General features: G+C 60.8%; 23 protein-coding genes. 15 read left to right on the top strand and 8 right to left on the bottom strand.

The window, feature by feature from the left end; genetic code table 11:
* The first annotated feature begins 413 nt into the window (after positions 1 to 413).
* The 14 genes from EQV97_RS21805 (at position 414) to EQV97_RS21740 (ending at position 13,592) form a co-directional block, all read left to right on the top strand.
* Positions 414 to 1,526 carry an amidase gene (locus EQV97_RS21805; protein ID WP_240889910.1) on the top strand — a complete coding sequence of 371 codons (1,113 nt, stop codon included), beginning with the start codon at positions 414 to 416 and terminating at the stop codon, positions 1,524 to 1,526.
* A 26-nt stretch (positions 1,527 to 1,552) separates the two neighbouring features.
* Positions 1,553 to 2,725 (top strand): acyl-CoA dehydrogenase family protein, encoded by a 1,173-nt coding sequence (locus EQV97_RS21800; protein WP_122838632.1) that lies wholly within the window; start codon positions 1,553 to 1,555, stop codon positions 2,723 to 2,725.
* A gap of 26 nt (positions 2,726 to 2,751) precedes the next feature.
* The gene (locus tag EQV97_RS21795; protein WP_084317862.1) at positions 2,752 to 3,111 is read left to right on the top strand and encodes an IacB protein; all 360 of its coding nucleotides are present in this window, start codon (positions 2,752 to 2,754) and stop codon (positions 3,109 to 3,111) included.
* 16 nt (positions 3,112 to 3,127) lie between these two features.
* Positions 3,128 to 3,682 carry a nuclear transport factor 2 family protein gene (locus EQV97_RS21790; RefSeq protein WP_240889907.1) on the top strand — a complete coding sequence of 185 codons (555 nt, stop codon included), beginning with the start codon at positions 3,128 to 3,130 and terminating at the stop codon, positions 3,680 to 3,682.
* A 30-nt stretch (positions 3,683 to 3,712) separates the two neighbouring features.
* A complete protein-coding gene (locus EQV97_RS21785; protein WP_122838387.1) occupies positions 3,713 to 4,987 on the top strand; it encodes an aromatic ring-hydroxylating dioxygenase subunit alpha in 1,275 nt (424 codons plus the stop codon).
* A 19-nt stretch (positions 4,988 to 5,006) separates the two neighbouring features.
* Entirely contained in the window at positions 5,007 to 5,483 is a 477-nt protein-coding gene (locus EQV97_RS21780; protein ID WP_240890098.1) for an aromatic-ring-hydroxylating dioxygenase subunit beta, read from the top strand.
* A 10-nt stretch (positions 5,484 to 5,493) separates the two neighbouring features.
* On the top strand, positions 5,494 to 6,234 hold the full coding sequence (locus tag EQV97_RS21775) for an SDR family NAD(P)-dependent oxidoreductase (protein WP_240889904.1): 741 nt from the start codon (positions 5,494 to 5,496) through the stop codon (positions 6,232 to 6,234).
* 77 nt (positions 6,235 to 6,311) lie between these two features.
* On the top strand, positions 6,312 to 7,271 hold the full coding sequence (locus tag EQV97_RS21770; RefSeq protein ID WP_122838389.1) for a PDR/VanB family oxidoreductase: 960 nt from the start codon (positions 6,312 to 6,314) through the stop codon (positions 7,269 to 7,271).
* 19 nt (positions 7,272 to 7,290) lie between these two features.
* On the top strand, positions 7,291 to 7,791 hold the full coding sequence (locus EQV97_RS21765; protein ID WP_122838390.1) for a flavin reductase: 501 nt from the start codon (positions 7,291 to 7,293) through the stop codon (positions 7,789 to 7,791).
* A 217-nt stretch (positions 7,792 to 8,008) separates the two neighbouring features.
* Positions 8,009 to 9,286: an OprD family porin gene (locus EQV97_RS21760; RefSeq protein WP_240889902.1), complete on the top strand. Its 1,278-nt coding sequence runs from the start codon at positions 8,009 to 8,011 to the stop codon at positions 9,284 to 9,286.
* A 156-nt stretch (positions 9,287 to 9,442) separates the two neighbouring features.
* Positions 9,443 to 10,636, top strand: a complete 1,194-nt coding sequence (locus EQV97_RS21755) for an alpha-hydroxy acid oxidase (RefSeq protein ID WP_240889899.1) — start codon at positions 9,443 to 9,445, stop codon at positions 10,634 to 10,636.
* Positions 10,637 to 10,755: 119 nt separating this feature from the next.
* Positions 10,756 to 11,862, top strand: a complete 1,107-nt coding sequence (locus tag EQV97_RS21750) for an NAD/NADP-dependent octopine/nopaline dehydrogenase family protein (protein ID WP_240889897.1) — start codon at positions 10,756 to 10,758, stop codon at positions 11,860 to 11,862.
* Positions 11,859 to 12,854 (top strand): 3-hydroxybutyryl-CoA dehydrogenase, encoded by a 996-nt coding sequence (locus EQV97_RS21745; protein WP_122838394.1) that lies wholly within the window; start codon positions 11,859 to 11,861, stop codon positions 12,852 to 12,854. The genes EQV97_RS21750 and EQV97_RS21745 overlap by 4 nt, the downstream gene beginning before the upstream one ends.
* 114 nt (positions 12,855 to 12,968) lie before the next feature.
* Positions 12,969 to 13,592, top strand: coding sequence for an NIPSNAP family protein (locus EQV97_RS21740; protein ID WP_122838395.1), 624 nt, complete (start codon positions 12,969 to 12,971; stop codon positions 13,590 to 13,592).
* A 49-nt stretch (positions 13,593 to 13,641) separates the two neighbouring features.
* Here the strand turns inward: EQV97_RS21740 and EQV97_RS21735 are convergent, their stop codons facing one another.
* The 8 genes from EQV97_RS21735 to antA form a co-directional block, all read right to left on the bottom strand.
* A complete protein-coding gene (locus EQV97_RS21735; protein ID WP_240889886.1) occupies positions 13,642 to 14,328 on the bottom strand; it encodes an ABC transporter ATP-binding protein in 687 nt (228 codons plus the stop codon).
* Positions 14,321 to 15,070 carry an ABC transporter ATP-binding protein gene (locus EQV97_RS21730; protein ID WP_122838397.1) on the bottom strand — a complete coding sequence of 250 codons (750 nt, stop codon included), beginning with the start codon at positions 15,068 to 15,070 and terminating at the stop codon, positions 14,321 to 14,323. The genes EQV97_RS21735 and EQV97_RS21730 overlap by 8 nt, the downstream gene beginning before the upstream one ends.
* Positions 15,067 to 16,083 carry a branched-chain amino acid ABC transporter permease gene (locus EQV97_RS21725; RefSeq protein ID WP_240889882.1) on the bottom strand — a complete coding sequence of 339 codons (1,017 nt, stop codon included), beginning with the start codon at positions 16,081 to 16,083 and terminating at the stop codon, positions 15,067 to 15,069. Before EQV97_RS21725 ends, EQV97_RS21730 begins: the two co-directional genes overlap by 4 nt.
* A 10-nt stretch (positions 16,084 to 16,093) precedes the next feature.
* Entirely contained in the window at positions 16,094 to 17,005 is a 912-nt protein-coding gene (locus tag EQV97_RS21720) for a branched-chain amino acid ABC transporter permease (protein ID WP_122838399.1), read from the bottom strand.
* 103 nt (positions 17,006 to 17,108) lie between these two features.
* The gene (locus EQV97_RS21715) at positions 17,109 to 18,269 is read right to left on the bottom strand and encodes an ABC transporter substrate-binding protein (RefSeq protein WP_240889879.1); all 1,161 of its coding nucleotides are present in this window, start codon (positions 18,267 to 18,269) and stop codon (positions 17,109 to 17,111) included.
* 106 nt (positions 18,270 to 18,375) lie between these two features.
* Positions 18,376 to 19,401 carry an anthranilate 1,2-dioxygenase electron transfer component AntC gene (gene antC, locus EQV97_RS21710; protein ID WP_240889876.1) on the bottom strand — a complete coding sequence of 342 codons (1,026 nt, stop codon included), beginning with the start codon at positions 19,399 to 19,401 and terminating at the stop codon, positions 18,376 to 18,378.
* Between the two features lie 18 nt (positions 19,402 to 19,419).
* The gene (gene antB / locus EQV97_RS21705) at positions 19,420 to 19,911 is read right to left on the bottom strand and encodes an anthranilate 1,2-dioxygenase small subunit (protein WP_122838402.1); all 492 of its coding nucleotides are present in this window, start codon (positions 19,909 to 19,911) and stop codon (positions 19,420 to 19,422) included.
* Between the two features lie 2 nt (positions 19,912 to 19,913).
* Positions 19,914 to 21,317, bottom strand: a complete 1,404-nt coding sequence (antA, locus tag EQV97_RS21700) for an anthranilate 1,2-dioxygenase large subunit (RefSeq protein WP_240889874.1) — start codon at positions 21,315 to 21,317, stop codon at positions 19,914 to 19,916.
* Positions 21,318 to 21,733: 416 nt separating this feature from the next.
* On the opposite strand from antA, the gene EQV97_RS21695 reads away from it, so the two are divergent.
* Positions 21,734 to 22,990, top strand: coding sequence for an OprD family porin (locus tag EQV97_RS21695; RefSeq protein WP_240889865.1), 1,257 nt, complete (start codon positions 21,734 to 21,736; stop codon positions 22,988 to 22,990).
* The last annotated feature ends 190 nt before the right edge of the window (positions 22,991 to 23,180 follow it).

Genomic DNA, 23,180 nt, shown 5'->3' with positions numbered 1-23,180 from the left:
TGAAATAGCTAAAAAATGCCTGATAAAAATACAAGAAAAACACCATATTTTTGACTGTTTTTGGCGGGCTTGTTTTTGATTATTTATTTTTTTCATGCCGGTGTTTTACCCGAAAGACGCATTCGAAATTTTTCGAAATATTTGCCGGTCTCTGAACAGCCTGCAGGTGTTAAGTGCATGTTTTGTATGGATAAATAATAACAATTCGATATTTTTATCTCTGTGTAGGTGTGTTACCAATCTGCACGCAGGTGGTGCGCTCGGAGAAAAATTGCACCGAAAATACACACTCATTTATTCGGTAAAATTCAATTGACAATTCACGTAAATATTACGATTTTAGATTTAAGCGTTTGCGCCGCCTTCACCCCGAGGGCGTCCATCGGGTGACACCTAACGAGCAGGTATAGAGCATGTCGATTGTTGTCGAGGATTTAGCCTTAGGCGGGAGCGGCCCTTCGGTCATGGTGAAAGACACCATCGACATTGCCGGCTATTCGACCCGCGCTTCCAGTCAGGCACTGGCCGATGCGCCAGCCGCCAGCGAACACGCACAAGTGGTTCAGGCTGTCCTGGATGCGGGCTGCCGCATCATCGGTAAAACCAGTCTTCATGAACTGGCGTTCGGCACCACCGGCCTTAATGCCTGGACGGGCACGGCTGCCAATCCGCGCTACCCGGGGTACATACCCGGTGGCTCTTCCAGTGGCTCGGCGGCGGCGGTGGCGGCGGGTCTGTGCGACTTCGCCTTGGGCACCGATACCGGCGGTTCGGTGCGGATTCCGGCAGCGTGCTGTGGTGTCTTCGGTCTCAAGCCAAGCTTTGGCCGGGTTAGCCGCAAGGGCGTCATGCCGGCGCGCAGCACCCTCGATTGCGTTGGGCCGCTGGCGCGGGACATGGACAGCCTGATGATTGCCATGCGCATCATCGACCCGACCTTCAAGGCGGCAACTGTCCCGCAGAACCTGCGCATTGGCCTGGTCAGTGTGCACGCCAACGAGCAGGTCCAGGCGGTGGTGAACCAGGCGCTGGAGCGTTCGCGCTTCACGCTTAGCGAGCAATCACTGCCAGGCATGTCGGCGGCATATGGCGCGGGAATGGCGGTGATCAACGCCGAAACCTGGGCCGCCTGTGGCCATCTGCTGGAAACCGGACGGGTCGGCCAGGATGTTGCCGATCGGCTGCGCGCCGCCAGCCTGACCTGTGAGGAGTCCGTTACAGAAGCCGAGCAGGTGCGCCAGGCGTTTACCGCCGAGGTGGACGCCGCGCTGGCCATCACGCCGATCCTGGCCATGCCCACCATGCCCGATTTTCCCTTGCTGGTCGCCGACGCGGCCGACACACGTGCGGCCCTGGGGATGACCTCCCTGGTGCGCGCTTTCAACCTTTCCGGTCACCCGGCTCTGAGCATTCCCCTGGAAAGCGCTTCGGGACTTCCGGTAGGCCTTCAACTGATTGCCGCCCATGGCGCGGACGAACTGCTGTGTGCAGTCGGCCGCGAGCTGGTCCGGCGCCTGGAAGAGTAATCGACATGCTGACTATGGAGAAAACCATGACTGCGCCAAGCGAGCTGGATCAACAGCGCCGCGTGCCGATCACGGCGAATGAAGCGTTTCAGAAGCTGTTGGTCGAGATTCGTGAGCGGGCCCGGAGCGAAGAGTTCGACCAACAGAAATTCATCTCGCAGGATGTGATCGAGCAGTTCCGTACCCTCGGCGTGTATCGCGCCCTGGTGCCCAAGCGCTTTGGCGGCGACGAGCGTTCGCCGGCCGAGTTTTGCCAGATGGTCGAGGACATCTCCATCGCCGACGGTTCGGCCGGTTGGGTGGCCAGCTTCGGCATGAGCCCGGTCTACCTGTCGGCATTGCCGCTGGAAACCATCAAGAAAATCTATGCCGAATCGCCTGACGTGGTGTTCGCCGGCGGGATCTTCCCACCCCAGCCCGCATCCTTTGTCGAAGGTGGCCTGGAGGTCAACGGGCGCTGGAAATTTTCCAGCGGCTGCATGGGTGCTTCACTGATCGGCGTGGGCATCAGCCCGAAAAACGGCGACATGCTCGGCCTGCCACGCCTGGCGGTCATGCCTCGGGAAAAAGTGCGAATCGAGGAAACCTGGAACGTGGTTGGCCTGGTAGGCACCGGCAGCCATGACGTGGTCGTCGAAGGTGTGGTGGTGCCTGAGGAGTGGACCTTCGTGCGCGGCGGCCCATCGAATCTGGATGAGCCGTTCTTCCGTTATCCGTCGCTGTCTTTTGCCACCCAGGTGCTGTCGGTGGTTGGCCTGGGCGTTGCGCGGGCCGCACTCGACGAGTTGAGCGGCATGGCCAGCGGGCGGATCTCCGTGACCGGTGCGCCATCGTTGTCTGACCGGCCACTGGCCCAGGTCGAGATGGCCAAGGCTGAAGCGTCGCTGCGCGCCGCACGTTCGTGGTTCTACCAGGCCATCGACGATGCCTGGGCCAGCGTCCTGGCGGGCGATCCGGTGAGCGTCGAGCAGACCAATATGCTGCGCCTGTCATCGACCCACGCCACGCGTATTGCCGCCGAAGTCGCACGCACCGCGCAGATGCTCTCGGGCATGAGTGGCGTGTACCGCACCAGTCCGCTGTCGCGCTTCGTCAACGACACCCAAGTCATTACCCAGCACGCCTTCATGGGCGATATGACCTACCAGAACGCCGGCGCGATCTTCTTCGGCAACAAGCCGTTGCCTGGCTACCTGTAATTTTTTCCTACTGAATGGTGAACCCCATGACCGATAAAAAAGCCCTGCGAGTGTTGTTCTGCATCGGCATCAACCAGAACTTCTTCGATGCCCCTCGTCCCGAGGCTCTCGAAGTCTGGGCCGCGTTCGGCGCCATGTGGAACGGCATCGCCGACCTGCCGGGCGTCACTGTGCTGGGCAACATGGACGACGACCAGAGCATGGTCGGGCCATCGGCCGGCTGGCCCTGGACCACGTACCTGCTGGCCGATGTCCCTGACATCGAAACCGTCCACGCCGCGTGCAACTTGTTTCGCACCACCGACGTCGGCAACGGCCCGTACAAACTCTGGAAGTACTGCAAGGTCGAGGCCCGTACCGGTCGCGAACTGATCATCCAGCGCTGAATCGAGAGAGGTCGCCATGTCATCACACGCGCATTTGCCCACCCTGGAGCAGCGGCTCGACCAACTGGAAAGCGAGAACGCGATCCGTGCCTGCATGAACCGCTACATGGTTCTGTGCGATGAGTTGGGCGTGCACTCGCCGCTCGACGAGCTGGCCGGCCTGTTCACCACCGAGGCGATCTGGGAAGGCAAGGGTGCCCGGTACCAGAACAGCTTCGGCGGTTACCACGGACGCGAGGCCATCAAGGCCATGTTCGCCACCTACATGGTCGAACCGGCGCACTTTGCGCTGAACGTGCACTTCCTGACCTCGGAACTGATCCAGGTTCGCGGTGATGACGCCGATGCCAGCTGGGTGATGTTGCAGACCTCGACCTTTGCCTCGGGTGCCTCGCACCTCAACAGTGCCCGCCTGACAGTACGGTTCGCCCGGGAACAAGGGCAGTGGCGCATGGCGCACTTCCAGACCGAGAACCTGTTCAGCCGTCCGGTCGACAGCTGGAACAGTGCCGAGCACCTGCCTGTCCCCGGCAAGCCCGGCCAGTCCTCAAGTACTACCCGGAATTCTTAGAGTCGGCGAGCCAGCCGACGAGGAGTGATCGTGAATAACCTGATAACCGCCGTAAACCTGGACGCCAGCCCGTCCGACCTGGTCTTGCCTGATCGCGTGCACACCTCGCTGTACACCGACGGCAAGATCTTCGATCAAGAGCTGGACAAGATTTTCTACAGCACCTGGATCTGGGTCGCTCACGCCAGTGAGATTCCCGAATCCGGCAGCTACAAGAGCACCTACATCGGCAAGCAGCCGGTGATCGTTGTGCGTGATCGCAAAAAAGACGTGCACGTGCTGCTCAATCGCTGCCGCCACCGTGGTGCCACGGTATGCGAACACAAAAAGGGCAAGGCCAACAGCTTCGTTTGCCCTTACCACGGCTGGAGCTACGCCCTGGATGGCAGCCTGCGCGGCGTACCGCATCCGGAGAGCTACGGCGACTGCCTGGACAAGGCCGAGCTGCCTTTGGTCAGCCTGCGGGTAGAGCAATACAACGGCATGATCTTCGCCACCTTCAAGGATGACATCGAGCCCCTGGTCGACTTCCTCGGCCCGGCGAAAAAATGGATCGACCTGTTCATGAAGCAGGGCGCCGGCTACCCGGTGAAGGTTGGCGGCGAGCATCGCTTTCGCTTCCCCGGCAACTGGAAGATCCAGCTGGAAAACACCACCGATGCCTACCACTTCCCGCTGGTGCACAAGTCGTTCCTGTCGTCGGTGGATGAGCAGACCCTTGAGCTGTTCGACTTTGTCAAAGGGCCGGGCTACGTCGAAGACCTGGGTAACGGCCACAGCGTGATGGTGATGATCCCCGACCTGGTCGACCTGGAAGCCAACCTCGACCTGCCGATCCCTGAGCGTTTCGAAGACCTGGCCGCGCAGTTGCGCAACGAAGGCCAGGACGAAGCATCGGTGCGCCGCATCGTGCGGGCAGTGGGCGGGTCGGGATTCAACCTCAACCTGTTCCCCAACATCGCCTGCTCCATGGCGTTCTTCCGGGTGTTGCAGCCGATCGCGGTGGACGAGACCGAAATTCATCACGCCGTGATCACCATGGATGGCGGCCCGGCCGTGGCTAACCGTTATCGCCTGCGTTTGCATGAGCACTTCCAGGGCCCGATGGGTTTTGGTACCCCGGACGATTCCGAAGCCTGGGAACGTGTACAGCGTGGCGCCAGTGCCGGCACCGACCTGTGGATCATGCTCAACCGCGGCTTGCCGGGCGAAACCCAATCCGAAGACGGGCTGGTAAGCGATGTGAGCGCCGAGACCGGCATGCGCGCTGGCTACCAGCAGTGGAAAAAGATGATGTCGGCCTGAGTCGACGGAGAACACCATGATCAATCTGCAATTGCTCAATCAGGTCAGCGCTTTCATCTGGCAGGAAGCGGACATGCTCGACCACGGCGACTTCGTCGATTGGCTCGACCTGTGGACCGAGACCGCCACCTACATCATCCCGATCGATCCGCTGGAGACCGACTTCGAGAACACCCTGAACTACGCCTACGACGATCACCACATGCGGCAATTGCGCGTGACCCGGCTGACCAGCGGCGAGTCGATTTCGACCACCCCGCGGGCGCGCACCGTGCGCAGTCAGTCACGCTTTCGGGTGCTGTCGGATGAGGACGGGGTAGTCACCGTACGCTGTGCGCAGAACCTGCGCGAATTCCGCAAGGACGTGCTCAAGCAGTACACCGCCGATGTCACGTTTCAACTGGTGCGCAACGGCGACAGTTTCAAGATCCAGCGCAAGCTGATCCAGCTGATCAACTCCACCGATACCCTTGCCGGTATCGGCTACATCCTTTGAGGACGTTGCCATGACACAGGTTGCATTGGTCACCGGCGCGGCCCAGGGCCTGGGCAAGAGCATCGCCGAACAGCTGCTGGCCGCTGGTTACCGGGTGGTGATCAGCGACCGTTCGCTGGAGTCGGCACAGGCCACCGCCACTGAGCTGGACGCTTCGGGCGAGCGGGTCCTGGCGCTCAAGCTCGATGTGTCGAGCAAGGCTGATTTCGAGCAAGCGCTGGCGGCAGTGATTGCACATTGGGGTGTATTGCACGTGGCGGTGAACAACGCCGCAGTCACCATGACCACCCCGGTGATGCAGATCAGCCCGGAAGAATTCGACCATGTCGTCAGCGTCAATCTGCGCGGCACCTTCGTCGGTTGCCAGGTGTTCGGCAGCTACCTGGCGGCCCAGGGTTACGGGCGGATCATCAACATGGCCTCCCTGGCCGGGCAGAACGGCGGCACGGCGACGGGCGCCCATTACGCCGCGTCCAAGGGCGCAATCATTACCCTGACGAAAATTTTCGCCAAGGAACTGGCAGCGTCCGGGGTCACGGTCAATGCCGTGGCTCCGGGGCCCATCGAGTCGCCCGCGGTGCGTGCCGCCGTGCCACCCGAGCGCCTGGAAAAACTGATCGAGGCGATCCCGGTCCGGCAATTGGGCAATGCCGCGTTCCTCGGCAAGCTGATCGTGCAACTGGCCAGCGCAGACGCCTGCTTCACTACTGGGGCCACCTGGGACGTGAACGGCGGGATCTTCATGCGCTGAGACACCGCTGCATGTTTTGAATCATTAGCGGGGCCGCGCACATGCGTCCCCCTGACAACAAATTCGGATGGTCCTGTATGAGCGATCAATTGTTGAAAGTCGTCGTGCGCAAGCGCGAAGAGCAGGGCGAAGGTGTGGTCGTACTGGACCTGAGTGATCCGGCCGGCCAGCCTTTACCCGCCTTCGAGGCGGGCGCGCATGTCGATATCCACCTCAAGACCGGCCTGGTTCGCCAGTATTCGCTGTGTGGCGACCCGGCCAATGCCGGCGCCTATCGCCTGGGCGTGCTCAAGGACCCGGCCTCCCGTGGCGGTTCAGTGGCCGTGCATGAGTTGCTGCAGGAAGGTCGCGAGATCGAGATCAGCGTGCCACGCAATCACTTCCCGCTGGCCAGCGATGCCCGGCGCTCGATCCTGATCGGCGGGGGTATCGGCATTACTCCTATGGTCGCGATGGCCTACGCGTTGAATGCCCGTGACAGTGATTTCGAGCTGCACTACTGCGGCCGCTCCCGCAGCCGCAGCGCGTTTCTCGATGAACTGGGCAACGCCGCATTCGCCGCCCGCCTGCACACGCATTTCGACGACGAAGCCGCCGAGCAGAAGCTGGACCTGGCCCGCGTGCTGGGCACCCCGCAAGCCGGTGTCCATGTGTATGTCTGCGGCCCGGCCGGGTTCATGGACTGGGTCATCGCCCAGGCCCTGGAAGCGGGTTACGCCGACGATCATGTGCACCGCGAGTACTTCCAGGTGGAAGTCGATGCCTCCGGTGCCGGTTTTGAGGTAGTGGCGCAGCGCAGCGGCAAGACGGTCCAGGTCGCCGAAGGCCAGAGCATTGTCGATGCCCTGACCGCCGTGGGCATCAAGATTGAGGTGTCCTGTGAACAGGGCGTTTGCGGCACCTGTTTGTGCGACGTCATCGAAGGCGAACCGGATCACCGCGACGTCTACCTCACGGATGACGAAAAGTCCGCCAATGACCAGATTCTGGTGTGCTGTTCCCGGGCCAAATCCAAGAAGCTGGTGCTGGATATCTGATAGACCGGAGGGTAAGACCATGGTCGATACAACTGGATTTCGTAACTCAATGGCAATGCTTGGTGGCGCGGTTTCGGTCATCACCACCGATGGCCCTGCAGGTCGTTTCGGCTTCACCGCTTCGGCCGTGTGCAGCGTCACCGATCAGCCACCGACGTTGCTGGTGTGCATGAATCGCTCGTCGTTTTCCAACGTGCATTTCAAGAGCAACGGTGTGCTCAGCGTGAACGTGCTGACCGCAGGTCACCAGGAAGTATCGGGGGCGTTTTCCAATCGTCACCTCGACACCGACCAGCGATTTGCCTGCGCCTCCTGGAGCACGCTGGAAAGCGGTGCGCCGCTGCTCGATGAGGCACTGGTGAGTTTCGACTGCCGGATCGCCCAGGCCCATGAAGTTGGGTCGCACACCATTTTCTATTGTGAGGTGTTGGGCATCCGCAACGGTGAAAGCCAGGAGGGCCTGGTGTATTTCAATCGTGCCTACCACCGCTTGGGAGATGCCTCCAAGGCTAACTGTTGAGTCATTTGAATCGCGATAAAACTTTCCCGTTTCGTTGAGTGTTGAAAATAACTATAAGCGGTTGGCGCTGTCCCGGCGGATGACTGTGCTACGACTTTTTTGCAGTAAGTGGTTATAAAAATAATACTGCGGATTGACTGCCAAAGTTGCACTTTGCTGAATTGATCTGCTTCCACTAGTCGTGCCTTTGTGCATGTAAAAAAAGAAGGAAAGTTTGATGTTTGAGAAGAGCTGGATAAACCGTGGCCTCTCCACCGCGGCCGTGATGGGGGTCTTCACACCGTTGCTTGCCCACGCCGACTTTGTAGATGACAGTCAGGTCAGCCTGGGTATGCGCAATTTCTACATCGACCGCGATTTCAAACAGCCCGATGCACCGCAATCGCGGGTCGGCAGCTGGACCCAGGGCTTCGATTTTCGTGCTGTCTCGGGTTATACCGAGGGCACGCTGCAGTTCGGCCTGGACCTCTCGGCCCAGTATGCCTATCGCCTGGATGGCGGCGGCGGGCGTGGCCCGGACACGATCATTCCCTACGACGCCAGTAAAGGCGAGCAGGTCCGCGACTATGGTCGTGCGGCGTTGACCGGCAAGGTTCGCTACAACAAGACCGAGTTGAAAGTGGGCGAGCTTCGACCGACCCTGCCGGTGGCCTACATGGATGATTCCCGGCAGTTGATCACCACCTATCACGGCGTGCAGCTCGAATCCAGGGAAGTGGACAACCTCACGCTGACCGGTGGGCGATTTACCGAAATCAGTTCCCGGGAGTCTTCCAACCGGGAGAAGATGTATCTGTTTAATGGCCCCAATGTTAAACGGCGCAGTGACGGTTTGAATTTCGGCGGTGCCACTTATGCGTTCACCCCAAACTTGTCAGGCACTTATTTTTTCGGGCAACTGGAAGATATCTATAAACAGCATTACCTGGGGTTGACCTATAACCATGACCTGGGCGCCGGTTACGGCTTGAAGACCGACCTCCGTTACTTCAATAACAGTGAAGACGGCAAGGCGCTGTACGGTGATATCGACAACAAATCCTACGGGCTCATGACCACCCTGAAAAAGGGTGCCCATGCCTTTGGTGTCGGTTATCAGCGCATGCTCGGCGAGTCGACGTTCCCGACGCTCAATGGCTATGCGCCGCAACCCTACCTGGTGAACTGGTCGACCGTGGCCTTCGTCAAGCCTAACGAGAGCTCATGGCAGTTGCGTTATGACTACAACTTCGCGGGCATGGGTTTACCGGGCCTGAAGTTCATGACCCGCTACATGCGCGGCACTGGAGTCGACCGTGGGAGCAATGCCCTGGACCAGAACGTCGAAAGCGAACGCAACATCGTGCTCGGTTATGTTGTGCAAAGCGGTGCGCTCAAGGACGTGGGTTTTGAATGGCGTCGCATCGACGTGAAGACCCGTTATGGCAATGGCAATGCGTCTGGGCCGGACTATCAGGAAAACCGCCTGATCACCACGTACACCTGGAAGTTCTGAGGTCCGGGAGCGTTGTTTGCGGTTGTTTGAAATGGCTGACTCAGGTGCTCGCGCATCGGGCACTTTTCAGCACCGATTACCTTCGCCCGGATTGCTCCTCCCGGGCTTTTTTTTGTGATCGCTTGTTGTCTGACGCACACCTCTCAAGGACTGCCTATGCGCCGTTTTTATACCGGCACGGACCTGGACCGTGTCCACAGCATTGCCGAACTGGCCCACATGGCCCAACGGCGCCTGCCGTACTTCGCGTGGGAATACCTCAACGGCGGCGCCCAGGACGAGCTGACGCTGCGCGATAATCTCAACGCCTTCAACGGCTACGGCCTGCACACCAGAGCCATGGTGCCGTGCCATGCCCCGGACACTTCCCGGCTGTTGCTGCGCCAGGTGCTGCCCCTGCCGATGCTGATCGGGCCAACGGGTTACAACGGTCTGCTGCATCGCGATGCCGACATCCACCTGGCCAGGGCTGCAACGGCCAGGGGGCTGCCGTTCACGTTGAGCACCGCGTCCAACACCTCACTCGAAGACCTTCTTGCGGCGGTACCTGGGGTCGACCTGTGGTTCCAGCTGTACGCCATGCGCGATCCACACGTGCAGAAGGATTTGTTGCAGCGAGCCAGCGCGGTCGGTTGCCGGACGCTGGTGTTGACCTGCGATGCGATGGTGCTGGGCAATCGCGAATGGGACCGGCGCAGTTTTGCCAGGCCGCGACAGCTGTCGTGGCGCAACAAATTCGACGTGATCCGCCATCCGCGCTGGCTCAAGCAGACTCTGTGGCCGTCGGGTATGCCGGGCATGGGCAACCTTGAACTTTATCTGCCGGAGAGCGAGCGTAATGCCTTGGGGTCGATGGCGTTTATCGGCAAGCAGATGGACACCTTGCTCGACTGGGACAAGTTGGCGCGCCTGCGCGAACAGTGGAACGGCCGGCTTTTGCTCAAGGGTGTGTTGCACCCGGCGGATGTCGAGCATGCCATCGCGCTGGGGCTCGATGGCGTGGTGGTTTCCAACCACGGTGGTCGCCAACTGGACGGCGCCCTGAGCAGCCTCGACGCCCTGGCGGCGATTGCGCCGCAGGCAAAAGGCAGGCTCAGCCTGCTGCTCGACGGCGGAATCCGCCGTGGCAGCGATATCGTCAAGGCGCTGGCCCTGGGGGTCGATGCGGTCATGCTTGGCCGCTCCACCCTCTACGGCGTTGCGGTGGCAGGCGAACCCGGCGCTGGCCGAGCCCTGGATCTGTTGAGCGAAGAACTGGTGCGAACCATGAACCTGATGGGCTGCACCCACCTCAACCATCTGCAGCGAGACAGCTTGTTCCCGCGCCATGTGCAACGACCCGCATCCTGAGCCAGTCGAAACTTGTGGGGGCCTAATGCTTTGCACAATCGGAATCAGGCTTGCGCGTTTCGGCCAGTGAACGCCCGGACCCGTTGCTAGGATCGAGGCTCTTCTACAGGAGTGTATCCATGAATATCAGTGTTATCGGCGGTGGTCACGGTTGCTATGCGGCAGCCATAGAGTTGGCGGAAAAAGGCCATTCGGTGCGGCTGTGGCGCCGCGACAGCACCGCGCTGGAAACCTTGCAAGGCCTCGGTCATCTGCGGGTGCGCGACTTTCGTGGCGAACGTAAAGTCAGCCTGGGCCAGCCCGGTGACGCCCTGACCCTGTCGTTCGACCTGGCCCACGCCGTGGTCGATGCGCAGCTGTTGGTCATTGCCTTGCCCTCGACCACCCACCAGGATCTGGCCACTGAACTCGCGCCGCTGCTGCACGACGGTCAGGTGGTGTTCCTGCCGCCAGGCACGTTCGGCAGCATGGTGTTCGCCCAGGCAATGGTCAAGGTCGGCAATCACGCCGAAGTGGCCTTTGCCGAAACCGGTACCTTGCCCTACCTGGCGCGCAAGCACGGTGATAATCAGGTCGTGATCAGCGGCTACGCGACGCGTCTGCCGACCGGAGTTTTCCCCAGTCGCCTGAGCGAGTCTGCGTTTGCCGTATTGCGCGAAGCCTACCCCAGCGTCGAGCCGATCGAAGACGCCCTGAGCGGCGCACTGATGAACGCCGGGCCGATCATTCATCCGCCATTGATCCTGATGAACGCCGGTCCCCTGGAACATTTCGACACCTGGGACATTCACAACGAAGGCACCGTCCCTTCGATCCGCCGCGTGACCAATGCCCTCGACGCCGAACGCATCGCCGTGCGTGAGGCGCTGGGCTATGGCGCACCGCATTTCCCGCTGGCCGATCACTACGCCACCGATGGCGATGAGTGGATGTATGGTCGCGGCGCTCACGGCAAACTCACCGACAGCGGCGACTGGCGCGAAGACATCGATCTGCAAAAGCACCGCTACATGCTCGAAGACACGCGCCTGGGCCTGTCGTTTCTGGTGTCGGTAGGACGCTGGGCCGGCGTGCCGACCCCGGTGGCCCAGGGCCTGCTGAGTGTGGCATCGGTGGTGAGCGGCATCGACCTGTATGCCCAGGGCCGAACCCTGGAAAACCTGGGCCTTGAGCAACTTAGCCGCAGCCAGATGACGCAATACCTCAGCCAGGGGTTGCCGGCATGAGCGCCGACCTGCAAGGCATCTGCGTCGTCGGTGCCGGACGTATGGGTGAAGGCATCGCCTTGGCGTTCATGTTCGCCGGGCTGCCCGTGACGGTGATCGACATCAAGCCGCGGGATGCGGCGGCGCAAGCCCGCTACTTCCGCGAGGTCGAGGAGCATTTGCGTGGCGAACTCGCCACCCTCGTGCGCCTCGGTTCCCTGGATGCTGCACAGGCCGAGCACGCAATGAGCCATGTGCGCCTGTGCGATCGCGGGGACAGTGGCGCCTATCTGCAGGACGCCGCAGTGGTGTTCGAGGCGGTGCCGGAGGTGCTCGAACTCAAGACCCGGACCTTCGCCTGGTTGAGCGAGGCGTGCGCCGCTGACACCGTGATCGCATCCACCACTTCAACTTTCCTGGTCACGCAACTCGCGGCACTGGTCACCCATCCGCAGCGCTTCGTCAACGCCCACTGGCTGAACCCGGCATTCCTGATGCCGCTGGTGGAAGTCAGCCGCAGCGCAGCCACCTGTCCGCAGGTACTGCAGCGCCTGATGGCCTTGCTCAAGCGCATCGGCAAAGTCCCGGTGCAATGCTCCCCGGCAGCGGGCTACATCGTCCCGAGAATCCAGGCGCTGGCGATGAACGAAGCGGCGCGTATGGTCGAGGAGGGCGTGGCCAGCGCCGAGGACATCGACACGGCGATTCGCGTCGGTTTCGGGTTGCGGTTCTCGGTGCTGGGGATGCTCGAGTTCATCGATTGGGGCGGCGGCGACATTCTGTTCTATGCCTCCAACTACCTGGCGCAAGCCATCGATCCGCGCTTCCTGCCGCCCCAGGTCATCGCTGACAACATGGCGCAGGGGCGCAACGGGCTGCGCGAAGGGCAGGGATTTTACGATTACCAGGACGTAGACCTTGAAGCTTACAAATTGCAGCGGCTGGGTGAGTTCACCCGCAAGCTTGAGTTGATGGGGTTGTCGCCGGTGTTCAATGGTGCGGTGGTGTCCTGATTGCGACAGCTTCACGCCCTGACTTACCCGACCGACGCGCCACACCGGCGGCGTCGGTTTTTTTCGTGGATGAAGCTCATCCATCTACCTGTCTGGTCTTGAATCGAGGTTGTCATGAAGCTGTACGAATTGATCACGTTCACCGTGCGCGTGCGCACCGTTGCCACGGCCATGGAATGCCTGGAGCAGCAGCTGGGCAGCGCTGATGCCGGAGTGCGATTGATGGGGTGCTGGGCTTCGGAGATCGGTCCGCTGAATCAGATAGCGCTGCTGCGCGGCTACCCCGACGAGGCCTCGCGCCAGGCTGAGCGTGAACGGTATCTGGCGAACGCCGATGCGTTTGGCGTCGAGGCCTACCTGCTGAACATGCGCGTGGAAAACTACAGCCTGTTTCCCTTTATCGAGCCACTGCCGGCCGGGCGCCACGGGCCCTTCTACGAACTGCGCATGTACGACCTGGTGCCTTCGGGCCTGGCACCCACGCTCGAAGGCTGGAAGAAAGCCGTGGAGCCCAGGACTGCCGAGCAGTACTCACCGGTGTATGCCGCTTTTTATGCCACCGACGGTCGGCTGCCCCGTTACCTGCACATCTGGCCCTATGCCTCGCTCGAACAACGCCTCGACGTGCGTACCCGAGCCGTGAAAGACGGCGTGTGGCCCCCGGAAAACTCGGGGCCACAGCTGCTCGATATGCACTCGACCATCTACCTGCCGGCGAGTTTTTCGCCGCTGCAATGAGCCGGGCGAGCTTTGCTCCCACAGGTGTCGCCTTCGGCTTTTGGTCTTTTCAAACCCCCAGGTAACGCCGGGATAACTCCGGCGTGTCAGCCAATTGCCCCGGCGTCCCGCTCCACACCTGACGGCCCTTTTCGATAATGTGATGGCAGTCGACCACTCGCGCCATTTCCTTGAGGTTCTTGTCAATCACCAGAATCGTCTCCCCCTCGGCCTTCAAACTCGCCAGGCAGCTCCAGATGGTTTCGCGAATGATCGGTGCCAGGCCTTCGGTGGCCTCGTCGAGGATCAGCAGTTGCGGATTGGTCAGCAAGGCGCGGGCAACCACCATCATCTGCTGCTCGCCACCCGAAAGCGTCTTCGACAACTGATCCTGGCGCTCCTGCAGGCGCGGAAACAGCGCGTAGATCCGTGCCAGGTCCCATTTTCCGCGGGTTGCGGTGGCCAGGAGGTTTTCCCGTACGCTCAGGCTGCCAAACCCGCGCCGGCCTTCCGGCACCAGGCCCAAGCCGGCCTGGGCGATGCGGTAGGGTGGTGCGCCGCGCATTTCCCGACCGTGAATCAGGATGCTCCCGGCGGTCGGTTTGAGCAGGCCCATGATCGACTTGACCGTAGTGGTCTTGCCCATGCCGTTGCGCCCGATCAGCGACACCACCTGGCCTTGTTCGATCTTCAGGTGCATATCGAACAGCACCTGGCTCAGGCCATAGCCTGCCTGCAATCCACTGACTTCAAGCATGTTCTTCTCCCAGGTAGGCGGCGCGTACTTGCGGGTCGTTGCGAACCTGCTCGACGCTGCCGGTCAGGATGGTCTGGCCATAAACCAACACGGTAATGCGGTCAGCCAGGGCGAATACGGCGTCCATGTCGTGCTCGACCAGCAGGATCGCGTATCTGCCCTTTAGCTCGAGCAGCAGCTGCGTCATGCGCGCCGATTCCTCAGCCCCCATGCCTGCCATGGGCTCATCGAGCAACAGCACTGAGGCTTCCTGGGCCAGGGCCAGGGCGATTTCCAGTTGTCGCCGTTCGCCATGGGACAACTCGCTGACCAGTGCCTGCCCGCGTGCGGCCAGGCCTACACGGTGCAGGTAGTCCGCGGCCGGTTCCAGCAGGCGGTTATCGCAGCCCAGCGGCTTCCACATGCCGAAGGTCTGGCCATCCCGCGCGGCAATCGCCACGGCCACGTTTTCCAGCAGGGTGAAGTCCGGGTACAGCTGGCTCACCTGAAAGGCTCTCGCCAGGCCGAGGCGAGGGCGCAGGTGCGCAGGCACCGCGGTAATGTCCTGGCCGTTGAGGAAGATTCGCCCTTGGTCCGGGCGAATCTCCCCGGCGATCTGCGAAATCAGCGTGGATTTCCCGGCGCCATTGGGCCCGATGATGGCGTGCAGTTCACCCGGCGCGATATCGAAACTCGCACCGTTGGTGGCCTTGACCGCACCAAAGGATTTTTCCAGGTCCTGGATCGACAGTAGCGGGTTCATGGGCGCACCTCGCTATTGACGATGGCGGGGGCAGCGGGTGATTTGCGCCAACGGGGGAGCGGGCTGAGAAGTAAGCCGTACAGGCCTTTTTTACCAAACAGCACGACCACCAGCAGCAAGGGACCGAAGATCAGTAGCCAGTGTTCGGTCCACAGGCTCAATACCTGCTCCAGACCCAGGTACACCGCGGCGCCAAGTACCGGCCCGAGCAAGGTGCCAACACCGCCAAGAATAACCATCGCCATCAATTCACCGGACTTGTGCCAGGCACCCATGTCCGGGCTTACGAACATCGCGTAGTTGGCCCACAGAATACCGGCCAGGCCACCACCGACTCCGGCGATGACGAATGCCGTCAGTCGATAGCGCAGCGGGTGCAGGCCCAGGCTGATGCTGCGTCGCTCGCTTTGCTTGAGCCCTCGCAGCACGTAACCGAACCGCGATCTCACCAGTCGCCGACAGAACAGCAACCAGGCCACCAGCAGCCCCAGGCACAGGTAGTAGAACTGCACCGGGTTATCCAGGTCCAGGCCTGGCAGGGTATTGCGTTCGCTGAGCAGGATGCCGTCATCGCCACCATACAGCGACAGCGAACCGAGGACGAAATACAGCATCTGGCCGAAAGCGAGGGTAATCATGATGAACTGCACACCGCTGGTGCGCAGGGACAGATAACCCACCACCAGGGCAAATAACGCGCAGACCAGCAGTGACAGCGGCCAGACGATCAGCGCGCTGCTGGAACCTTCCCAACCCCACAACGGCATGGCCTGGGACGTATGAAAGCCGATGACGCCGACCACGTAGCCACCCAGGCCGAAGAATGCCGCATGACCGAAGCTGATCATCGCGCCGTAGCCGATCAGCAGGTCGAGGCTGGCGGCCGCCATACCGTAGATCGCCAGGCGGGTGAACAGGCTGACCAGAAAGGGTTCGTGCAACAGGGAGGCGAGTAACGGCAGCAGGGCAAATGTCGCCAGGCACAGCAGATCGATAAGCACTCGACGGGACATGGTGTTCTCCTCAGGCACGGGCCGGTAGCAGGCCGCGCGGACGGACCAGCAAGACGACGGCCATGACGATGTAGGCGCTGGCGGAAATCAGCCCGCCACTCAAGGTGCCGCTGACTTCGGCAGGCAGCAGTTGGTCGAGCAGTTGCGGGATATAAGCCCGGCCGAGACCGTCCACCATGCCGATCAGCAGCGCACCGGCGAGGGCGCCGCGCACCGAGCCGACGCCACCGACGACAATTACCACGAAAGTGGTGATCAGGACTTTCTCGCCCATGCCGATTTCCACCGACAGCAACGGTGCCGCCATGAAGCCGGCAAGGCCGCACAGCACGCAGCCAAAGACGAACACCAGGGTGTAGAGGCGGGCGATGTTCACGCCCAATGCGCCGACCATCTCGTGATCATCGGCCCCGGCGCGGATCAGCATGCCCAGGCGGGTATGGTTGATCAGCAACCACATGGCGATCGCCACCAGGGCTCCGGCCGCGATGAACAGCAGGCGACTGACCGGGTACATCAGGCCGGGCAGTACTTCGACGAAATTGCCGTACCACTCGGGAGTCGGCATCGCCGGCGGGCTGCGACCGAACAGTACGGTGATCAGCTCGTTGGTGAAGAACACCACGGCCAGGGTCGCGAGCACCTGATCGAGATGGTCGCGGTTGTAGAGCCTGCGCATGATGCTGGTTTCGATCAGCAGCCCGTACAGTGCAGAGCCGACGATCGCCGCCAGGCCGGCGAGCCAGAACGAGCCGCTGGCCGACGCGGTATAGGCGGCGCAAAAGGCCCCGACCATGTAGAAGGCCCCGTGGGCCAGGTTGATCACGCCCATGATGCCAAAGATCAGGGTCAGGCCCGATGCGAGCAAAAACAGCAGGGCGCTGTATTGCAGGCCGTTCAGTATTTGTTCGAGTAACAGCATGGGGAATCCTACGAAAAGTGCCGAAATGCTGATGACTTGAGCCTGCGCAGCCCCGTGGCGAGCCCACTCGCCACAGCAACCTGACTGGCCACAGGATCGGGTATTACAGGGCGCATTCAGCCGCAAAACTGTCCACCTGGGATTTGGCGATGGTCTGCACCGGCACCTGGACCAGCTTGCCGCTGTCATCGGCCTCTACCCGCAGCAGATACCAGTCGATGACCGCATGCTGGTTCTTGCCGAAGGCAAAGTCGCCACGGATCGAGTCGAACTTGACGTTGCGCAGGGCATTGCGAAACGCCGCAGCGTCCTTGACGTTGCCATCCACCGTCTTCAATGCAGCCCCGATCAGCCGTGCCGTGTCGTAGGTCTGGGCCGCATACACGGTCGGCACCCGGTTGTACTTCTCCGTGAATGCCTTGACGAAGGCCTGGTTGGCCGGGTTATCCGAGCCCGGGTTCCACAAGCTCACGATGTTCATGCCCTTGGCGACATCGCCAGTGGCGGCGAGCATGCGCTCGTCCATGGAGAACACGGGCACCACCATCGGGATGGTTTTACCCAGGCCAGAGCTGCCGTATTGCTTGGCAAAGTTGATGCCGGCACCGCCAGGATGGAATTCGAAAATCGCATCCGGTGCCAGGGAACGTACCCGGGCCAGTTCGACCGAGAAATCCAGTTGGTTGAGCTTGGTGTAGATCTCGGTGACTTCACCCTTGTAAGTGCGCTTGAAGCCCTCCAGTGCATCGCGCCCACCCTGGTAGTTGGGGGCGAGGATCACCATCTTCTTGTAGCCCAGGTCATTGGCCGCCACCCCGGCCATTTCATGGATGGTGTCGTTCTGGTACGAGGCGACGAAGTAGTTGGGTTTGCACTGTTTGCCCGCCAGGCTCGACGGGCCGGTGTTGTTGCTGATGTAGAAGCCGTCCTTGGTCGCGGTGTTGACCACCGCCGCCAGCACATTGGAAAAGATCACCCCGGTGTACAGCGAAACGCCGTCCAGGCTCATACGGTCGATGATCTGCTTGGCGCGAGCCGGTTGCAGTCCGTCGTCCTCGACCAGCAAGCTCACAGGCACACCGCCCAGCTTGCCGTTTTCCTGATCGATTGCCAGCTGGAAACCGTCGCGGGAGTCTTCGCCCAGATAACCGGCGGGGGTCGAGAGGGTGGTGATAAAACCGATGCGCACCGGGTCCTGGGCCTGGGCCAGCAGACTGGCTACGCAGCTGGCTGCCAGCAATGTACCCACGAGTAGTTTTTTCATAATGCCGCCTTTAGTGAAGTCCGCGTCGCGCGAGACGTAGTTGTTAGTGGAGGGCAGTAAAAATGTGCGAGTGCCTGGAGATTTCTTGTGGCTGCGGCTTCCAGTGTCAGGTGTTGCTCTCGGTAAACTTCTCGTAGTACAGGCGGGTCTGGTCCAGGCCCTGGCCGGCCAGCCATTGCTTGATGGATTCGACCATCGGCGGCGGTCCGCAGAGGTACATGTCCAGGTCCTGGTCGCGAAATTCGGCCAGGTCGAAATGCTCGGTGATGTACCCGCGCTTGCCGCTCCAGTCCGGGGCCGGATCGCTGATGACCGGGGTGAAGCGAAAGCCCGGTATGCGTTCGGCATAGGCCGCGATGCGCGTGGTTTCGCAAAGGTCCGCCGCATTGCGCACGCCGTAGTACAGGTGCACCGGATGCCCGCACCCGCCACGCTCGGCGATCTCGTCGAGCATGCCCAGGAACGCCGAGAGCCCGGTGCCACCGGCGACCAACACCAGAGGCTTGTCGACATGGCGCAGGTAGAAAGCGCCAAGGGGCGCTTCGAGCATGATCTCGTCGCCGATCAGGCTGCGCTCGCGAATGTAATTGCTCATCAGTCCGTCAGGCAGCAGCCGGATCAGGAACTGCAACTGGTTGCTGCTATTGGGGCGGTTGGCGAACGAATAGGAGCGCTTGCCGTCGGTGCCCGGCACTTGCAGCCGGGCGTACTGGCCGGGCAGGAAGTCCAGTTGTTGACCATCGGCGCCGGCATCCAGATGCAGGATCGCGGTGTTCGGCGAGACCTGCTCGACAGCCCGTACGATGCCCTTGAGCCGATCCGGCCCCGCTGCATTGCACAGACTCGATGCGAAGTCGAAATAGAACGCTGCATCGGACTGGACCCGCGTCTGGCAGGTGAGCATCTTGCGTTGGTCCAGGTCTTGCGCCGACAGTGCTTCATCGTCGACATAGTCCTGGCTGTACAGGCCCGACTCGCAGCGCCCCTGGCACGTGCCGCACACACCTTCCCGGCAGTCCAGCGGAATGTTGATGCCGTTGCGCAGCGCCGCATCGAGCAGGATTTCGTTGTTCTGAACCGGGAAGAACAGGGTTTTCCCGTCGGCAAAACTGAATGCGACCTTGTGACTCATGATCCAGACTTCCGCCAGTCAGAGGTGATAGAAATCGAGCACCGAATTGATGGTGTCGTTGAGCAGCAGCGCATGCTTGCGGGTGATCTTCCAGCTGTCGCCGTCGGGCCGCAGGTGGTAGGTCGCGCGTCCGAAAAACTGCTCGGCGGTTTGCAGCCGGTAGTAGAGGGTGTGCCAGTTGACCCGCACCTCCAGCTGGTCGTTGTCCAGCGGCGCGATGCGCACGTTGCTGATCAGGTGCAGGGTTCGCGGCATCGGGATGGTCGATGCCGCCTTGCCGGTGCGAATGCGGAACACCCGGTCTTCCAGTCCGCCCCGGTTGGGGTAGTAGATCAGCGACATGCTTCTTTTCGGGTCGGTGGTGTAGACGTGCTCCGAGTCCCACTGCGGCAGGTGAAACTCGCTGTCGTCGCTGAACATCGACAGGTAGGTATCCCAATCCTGGGCGTCGCAGGCTTCGGCGTTGCGATAGAAAAATTGCTCGATGCGGTATTGCAGTTGCGAATTCATGTTCACACCTCACGCAGTTTCAACGGTTGCTCTTCAGCGGCCAGGCGCGCCAGGCCTTCGAGCATGAAACGCTGCCAGTTACCGTGCTGATTGACGTACAGGCCCTCGTGGGTGAACTCGGTGCCGGTCAGCGCCGGTGAGATGCCGATGGTTTCACTGTTGGGCGTCGCGCCCTCGACCCATTTGCCAGTGCCGCGGGAGATATCGCTCCAGCGCTCAAGGCGAGCCTGGAAGCCGCGCTGCGCTTCGCGAAATTCCACCAGGTCATCGGGGGTGCCCATGCCGGAGACGTTGAAGAAGTCTTCGAACTGACGGATGCGGTTTTCCCGATCCGCATCCGATTCGCCGACTACACCGAGGCAGAAGCTGTTGATCTCGGTCTTGTTCCAGGCGATCGGGCGGATGATCCGCAGCTGCGAACTGATCTGGTCGAGAAAGAACATGCTTGGGTAGATGTTCAGGTTGCGCAGCCGGTGCATCATCCATTCGGCCTTGCCCTGGCCGTGCTCCTGGAGCAGGCGCGGCATGATCGTCGCGTAACCGGGGCGCACCGCCGGGTTTGGCATGTCGCTGAACAGCAGGCTGTGACCGTTGTGGAAAGCAAACCAGCCGTCGTCGGTTTCCTTGTCGCCCGCGCCAAGCTTGCTGTAGTCCAGGGTGTCGGCGCCGGCCAGGCCTTTCTCGCTGTTGACCTGCTGGCGGTGTTGCACGGTGGCCACGTAGTTGTAGTGCACGGTGCTGACGTGATAACCATCCAGCCCGTTTTCATTCTGCAGTTTCCAGTTGCCGTCGTAGGTGTAGGCCGACTTGCCTGGCAGCACTTCGAGCTCACCGGTGGGCGACTGCGCGACCATCATGTCGAAGAACACCTTGGCGTCGCCGAGGAAGTCCTCAAGGCTGTCGCTGCCATCGACGTCGAGACTGATGAACACGAACCCCTTGTAGCTTTCGATACGGGCTTTTTTCAGGCCACGGGTGGCCTTGTCAAAACCTTCCGGGTATTCACCGGGCGCCTTGACCTTGACCAGGCGACCATCGCTTTTGTAGCACCAGGCGTGGAACGGGCAGGTGAAGGTCGACTGGTTGCCCTTGCCGACCCGCGTCAGGGTGGTGCCGCGGTGTTGGCAGGCGTTGATCAGTGCATTGAGCTGGCCGTCGCCGTCGCGGGTGATGATCATCGGCTGGCGCCCGGCGCGCATCGTCATGAAATCGTGTTTGTTGGCGATTTCACTTTCATGGCAGGCGTAGATCCAGTTCTTTTCGAAGATCAGCTGCATTTCCAGATCAAATAAATCCGGCTCGGTAAACATATCCCGGGCAATACGGAAAATACCCTCTGCCGGACGGAAGTCCAGGCAGCCCTCAATAAAGCTTTTCCATTGTTCCAGGCTTTTTGCACTGCTCATTAATCGATACCTCGTTGCATCGGGCTAATTCGCGCATTTAATAAGTGGTGTGTGCCTTCATTAAATAAGTTGCCTGGGCCTGGGTCTATCCGCTTTGTCGGCAAACGCAGGCCATAAAATTGGCCCGCCTGCCTGCGACCTGCCAGGGCGCACAGTGGCGGAGGGCCCGGGATTGATGCTGGATTGCCAAATCGAAGTAAACGGATATGACTCGTGGATTAACAGGATAGAGAGTCAATCGTTAATACGGCCTAATCATGGCCGATGCGTGTCAGGGCTTGCGCCGGGTGAGCATCTTTAATAATTCGACTCATGCTGACTATTTTAATAAAGAAACGACTGCCGACGATTGGGGTGATCACTTTGGTCGCGCCGCTACTTGATGTGTTCGCACATTAAAAGAGAGGGGAGAAGTTATGTTTCAAGCGAGTTGGTTTACCCGTTGCGTGCAGACCGCCAGCCTGGCCGGAATGATGACGCCGATGATGGCCGTGGCGGACTTTGTCGAAGACAGCCATTTGGGCCTGGGCCTGCGAAACTTTTATATCGACCGTGACTACAAGGGCGAAAACCCGAAGAACTCGCGCATTGGCAGTTGGACCCAGGGCTTCGATTTGCGCTTCATTTCGGGCTACACCGAGGGCCCGGTGCAGTTTGGCCTGGACGCCTCCATGCAGTACGCCTACCGACTCGACGGCGGTGGCGGCAGGGGGCCTGACAGCATTATTCCGTACAGTGTCAGCAAGCAGGAGCAGGCCACCGAATACGGGCGCGGCGGCTACACGGCCAAGGTGCGCTACTCGAAAACCGAGTTGAAATTCGGCGAGCATCGGCCAACGCTGCCGGTGGCCTACATGGACGATTCGCGGCAACTGGTCACCACTTACCACGGCACCCTGATCGAGTCCAGGGAGGTGGATAAACTGACACTGACTGGTGGCCGCTTCACCGAAATCAGCGGCCGGGAATCCTCCAACAGCGAGAAAATGTACCTGTTCAACGGCCCGGACATCCAGCGCCGCAGCGACGGCTTGAACTTCGGCGGTGCCAGCTATGCGTTCACTCCCGCGCTGACCGGGACCTACTTCTACGGGCAGCTGGAAGATATCTACCGCCAGCACTACCTGGGCGGAACCTATCTGGCCGACCTGGGCAGTGGTTACGGGCTGAAAACCGATGTGCGCTACTTCAACAACAAGCAAGATGGTGACGCGCTGTACGGGCGCATCGACAATCGCTCCTACGGGGCCATGACCACCTTGCGCAAAGGTGCCCACGCGTTCGGCCTGGGTTACCAGCGCATGCTCGGCGACAGCCCGTTCCCGACCCTCAACGGTTATGCACCCCAGCCGTATCTGGTGAACTGGTCGGCCATTGCTTTCATAAAACCCAACGAAAAATCCTGGCAGGCGCGCTACGACTTCGATTTCGCTGGCGTGGGTGTGCCCGGTTTGAAGTTGATGACGCGTTATATGCGCGGCACCGACATTGATCGTGGTGCCCTGAGTGACAGCAGCGAGTCGGAACGCAATATTTACCTGTCCTATGTGATTCAGGACGGACTGTTGAAGAATCTGGGCGTGGAGCTGCGCAATATCAACGTCAAGTTCCGCCACGCCAATGACTTCGACGAAAACCGCCTGATCACCACCTACACCTGGAAATTCTGGTAAGCGATCGCGCCTACAGGGGGTAACACCTGCCTGCTCATCTGGGCAGGTAATACCCAATCACGCCTGCCCTTGGTGCCTGACTATCGTGCAGTCGGTGGTCAAGTGCGCTTTTTTGCTGCGTCTTTCCAGTGTTTAGGGGGCGGGAAGGGTGGACAGCCGGGTGGATGTTTGCGGTCTTGAGCGGTCCCTA

Source organism: Pseudomonas sp. TMW22090, assembly GCF_022496665.1.
Lineage (GTDB): Bacteria > Pseudomonadota > Gammaproteobacteria > Pseudomonadales > Pseudomonadaceae > Aquipseudomonas > Aquipseudomonas gregormendelii.
Note: the sequence above shows the minus strand (reverse complement) of the source record. Positions and strands in the feature narration are given on the sequence as shown.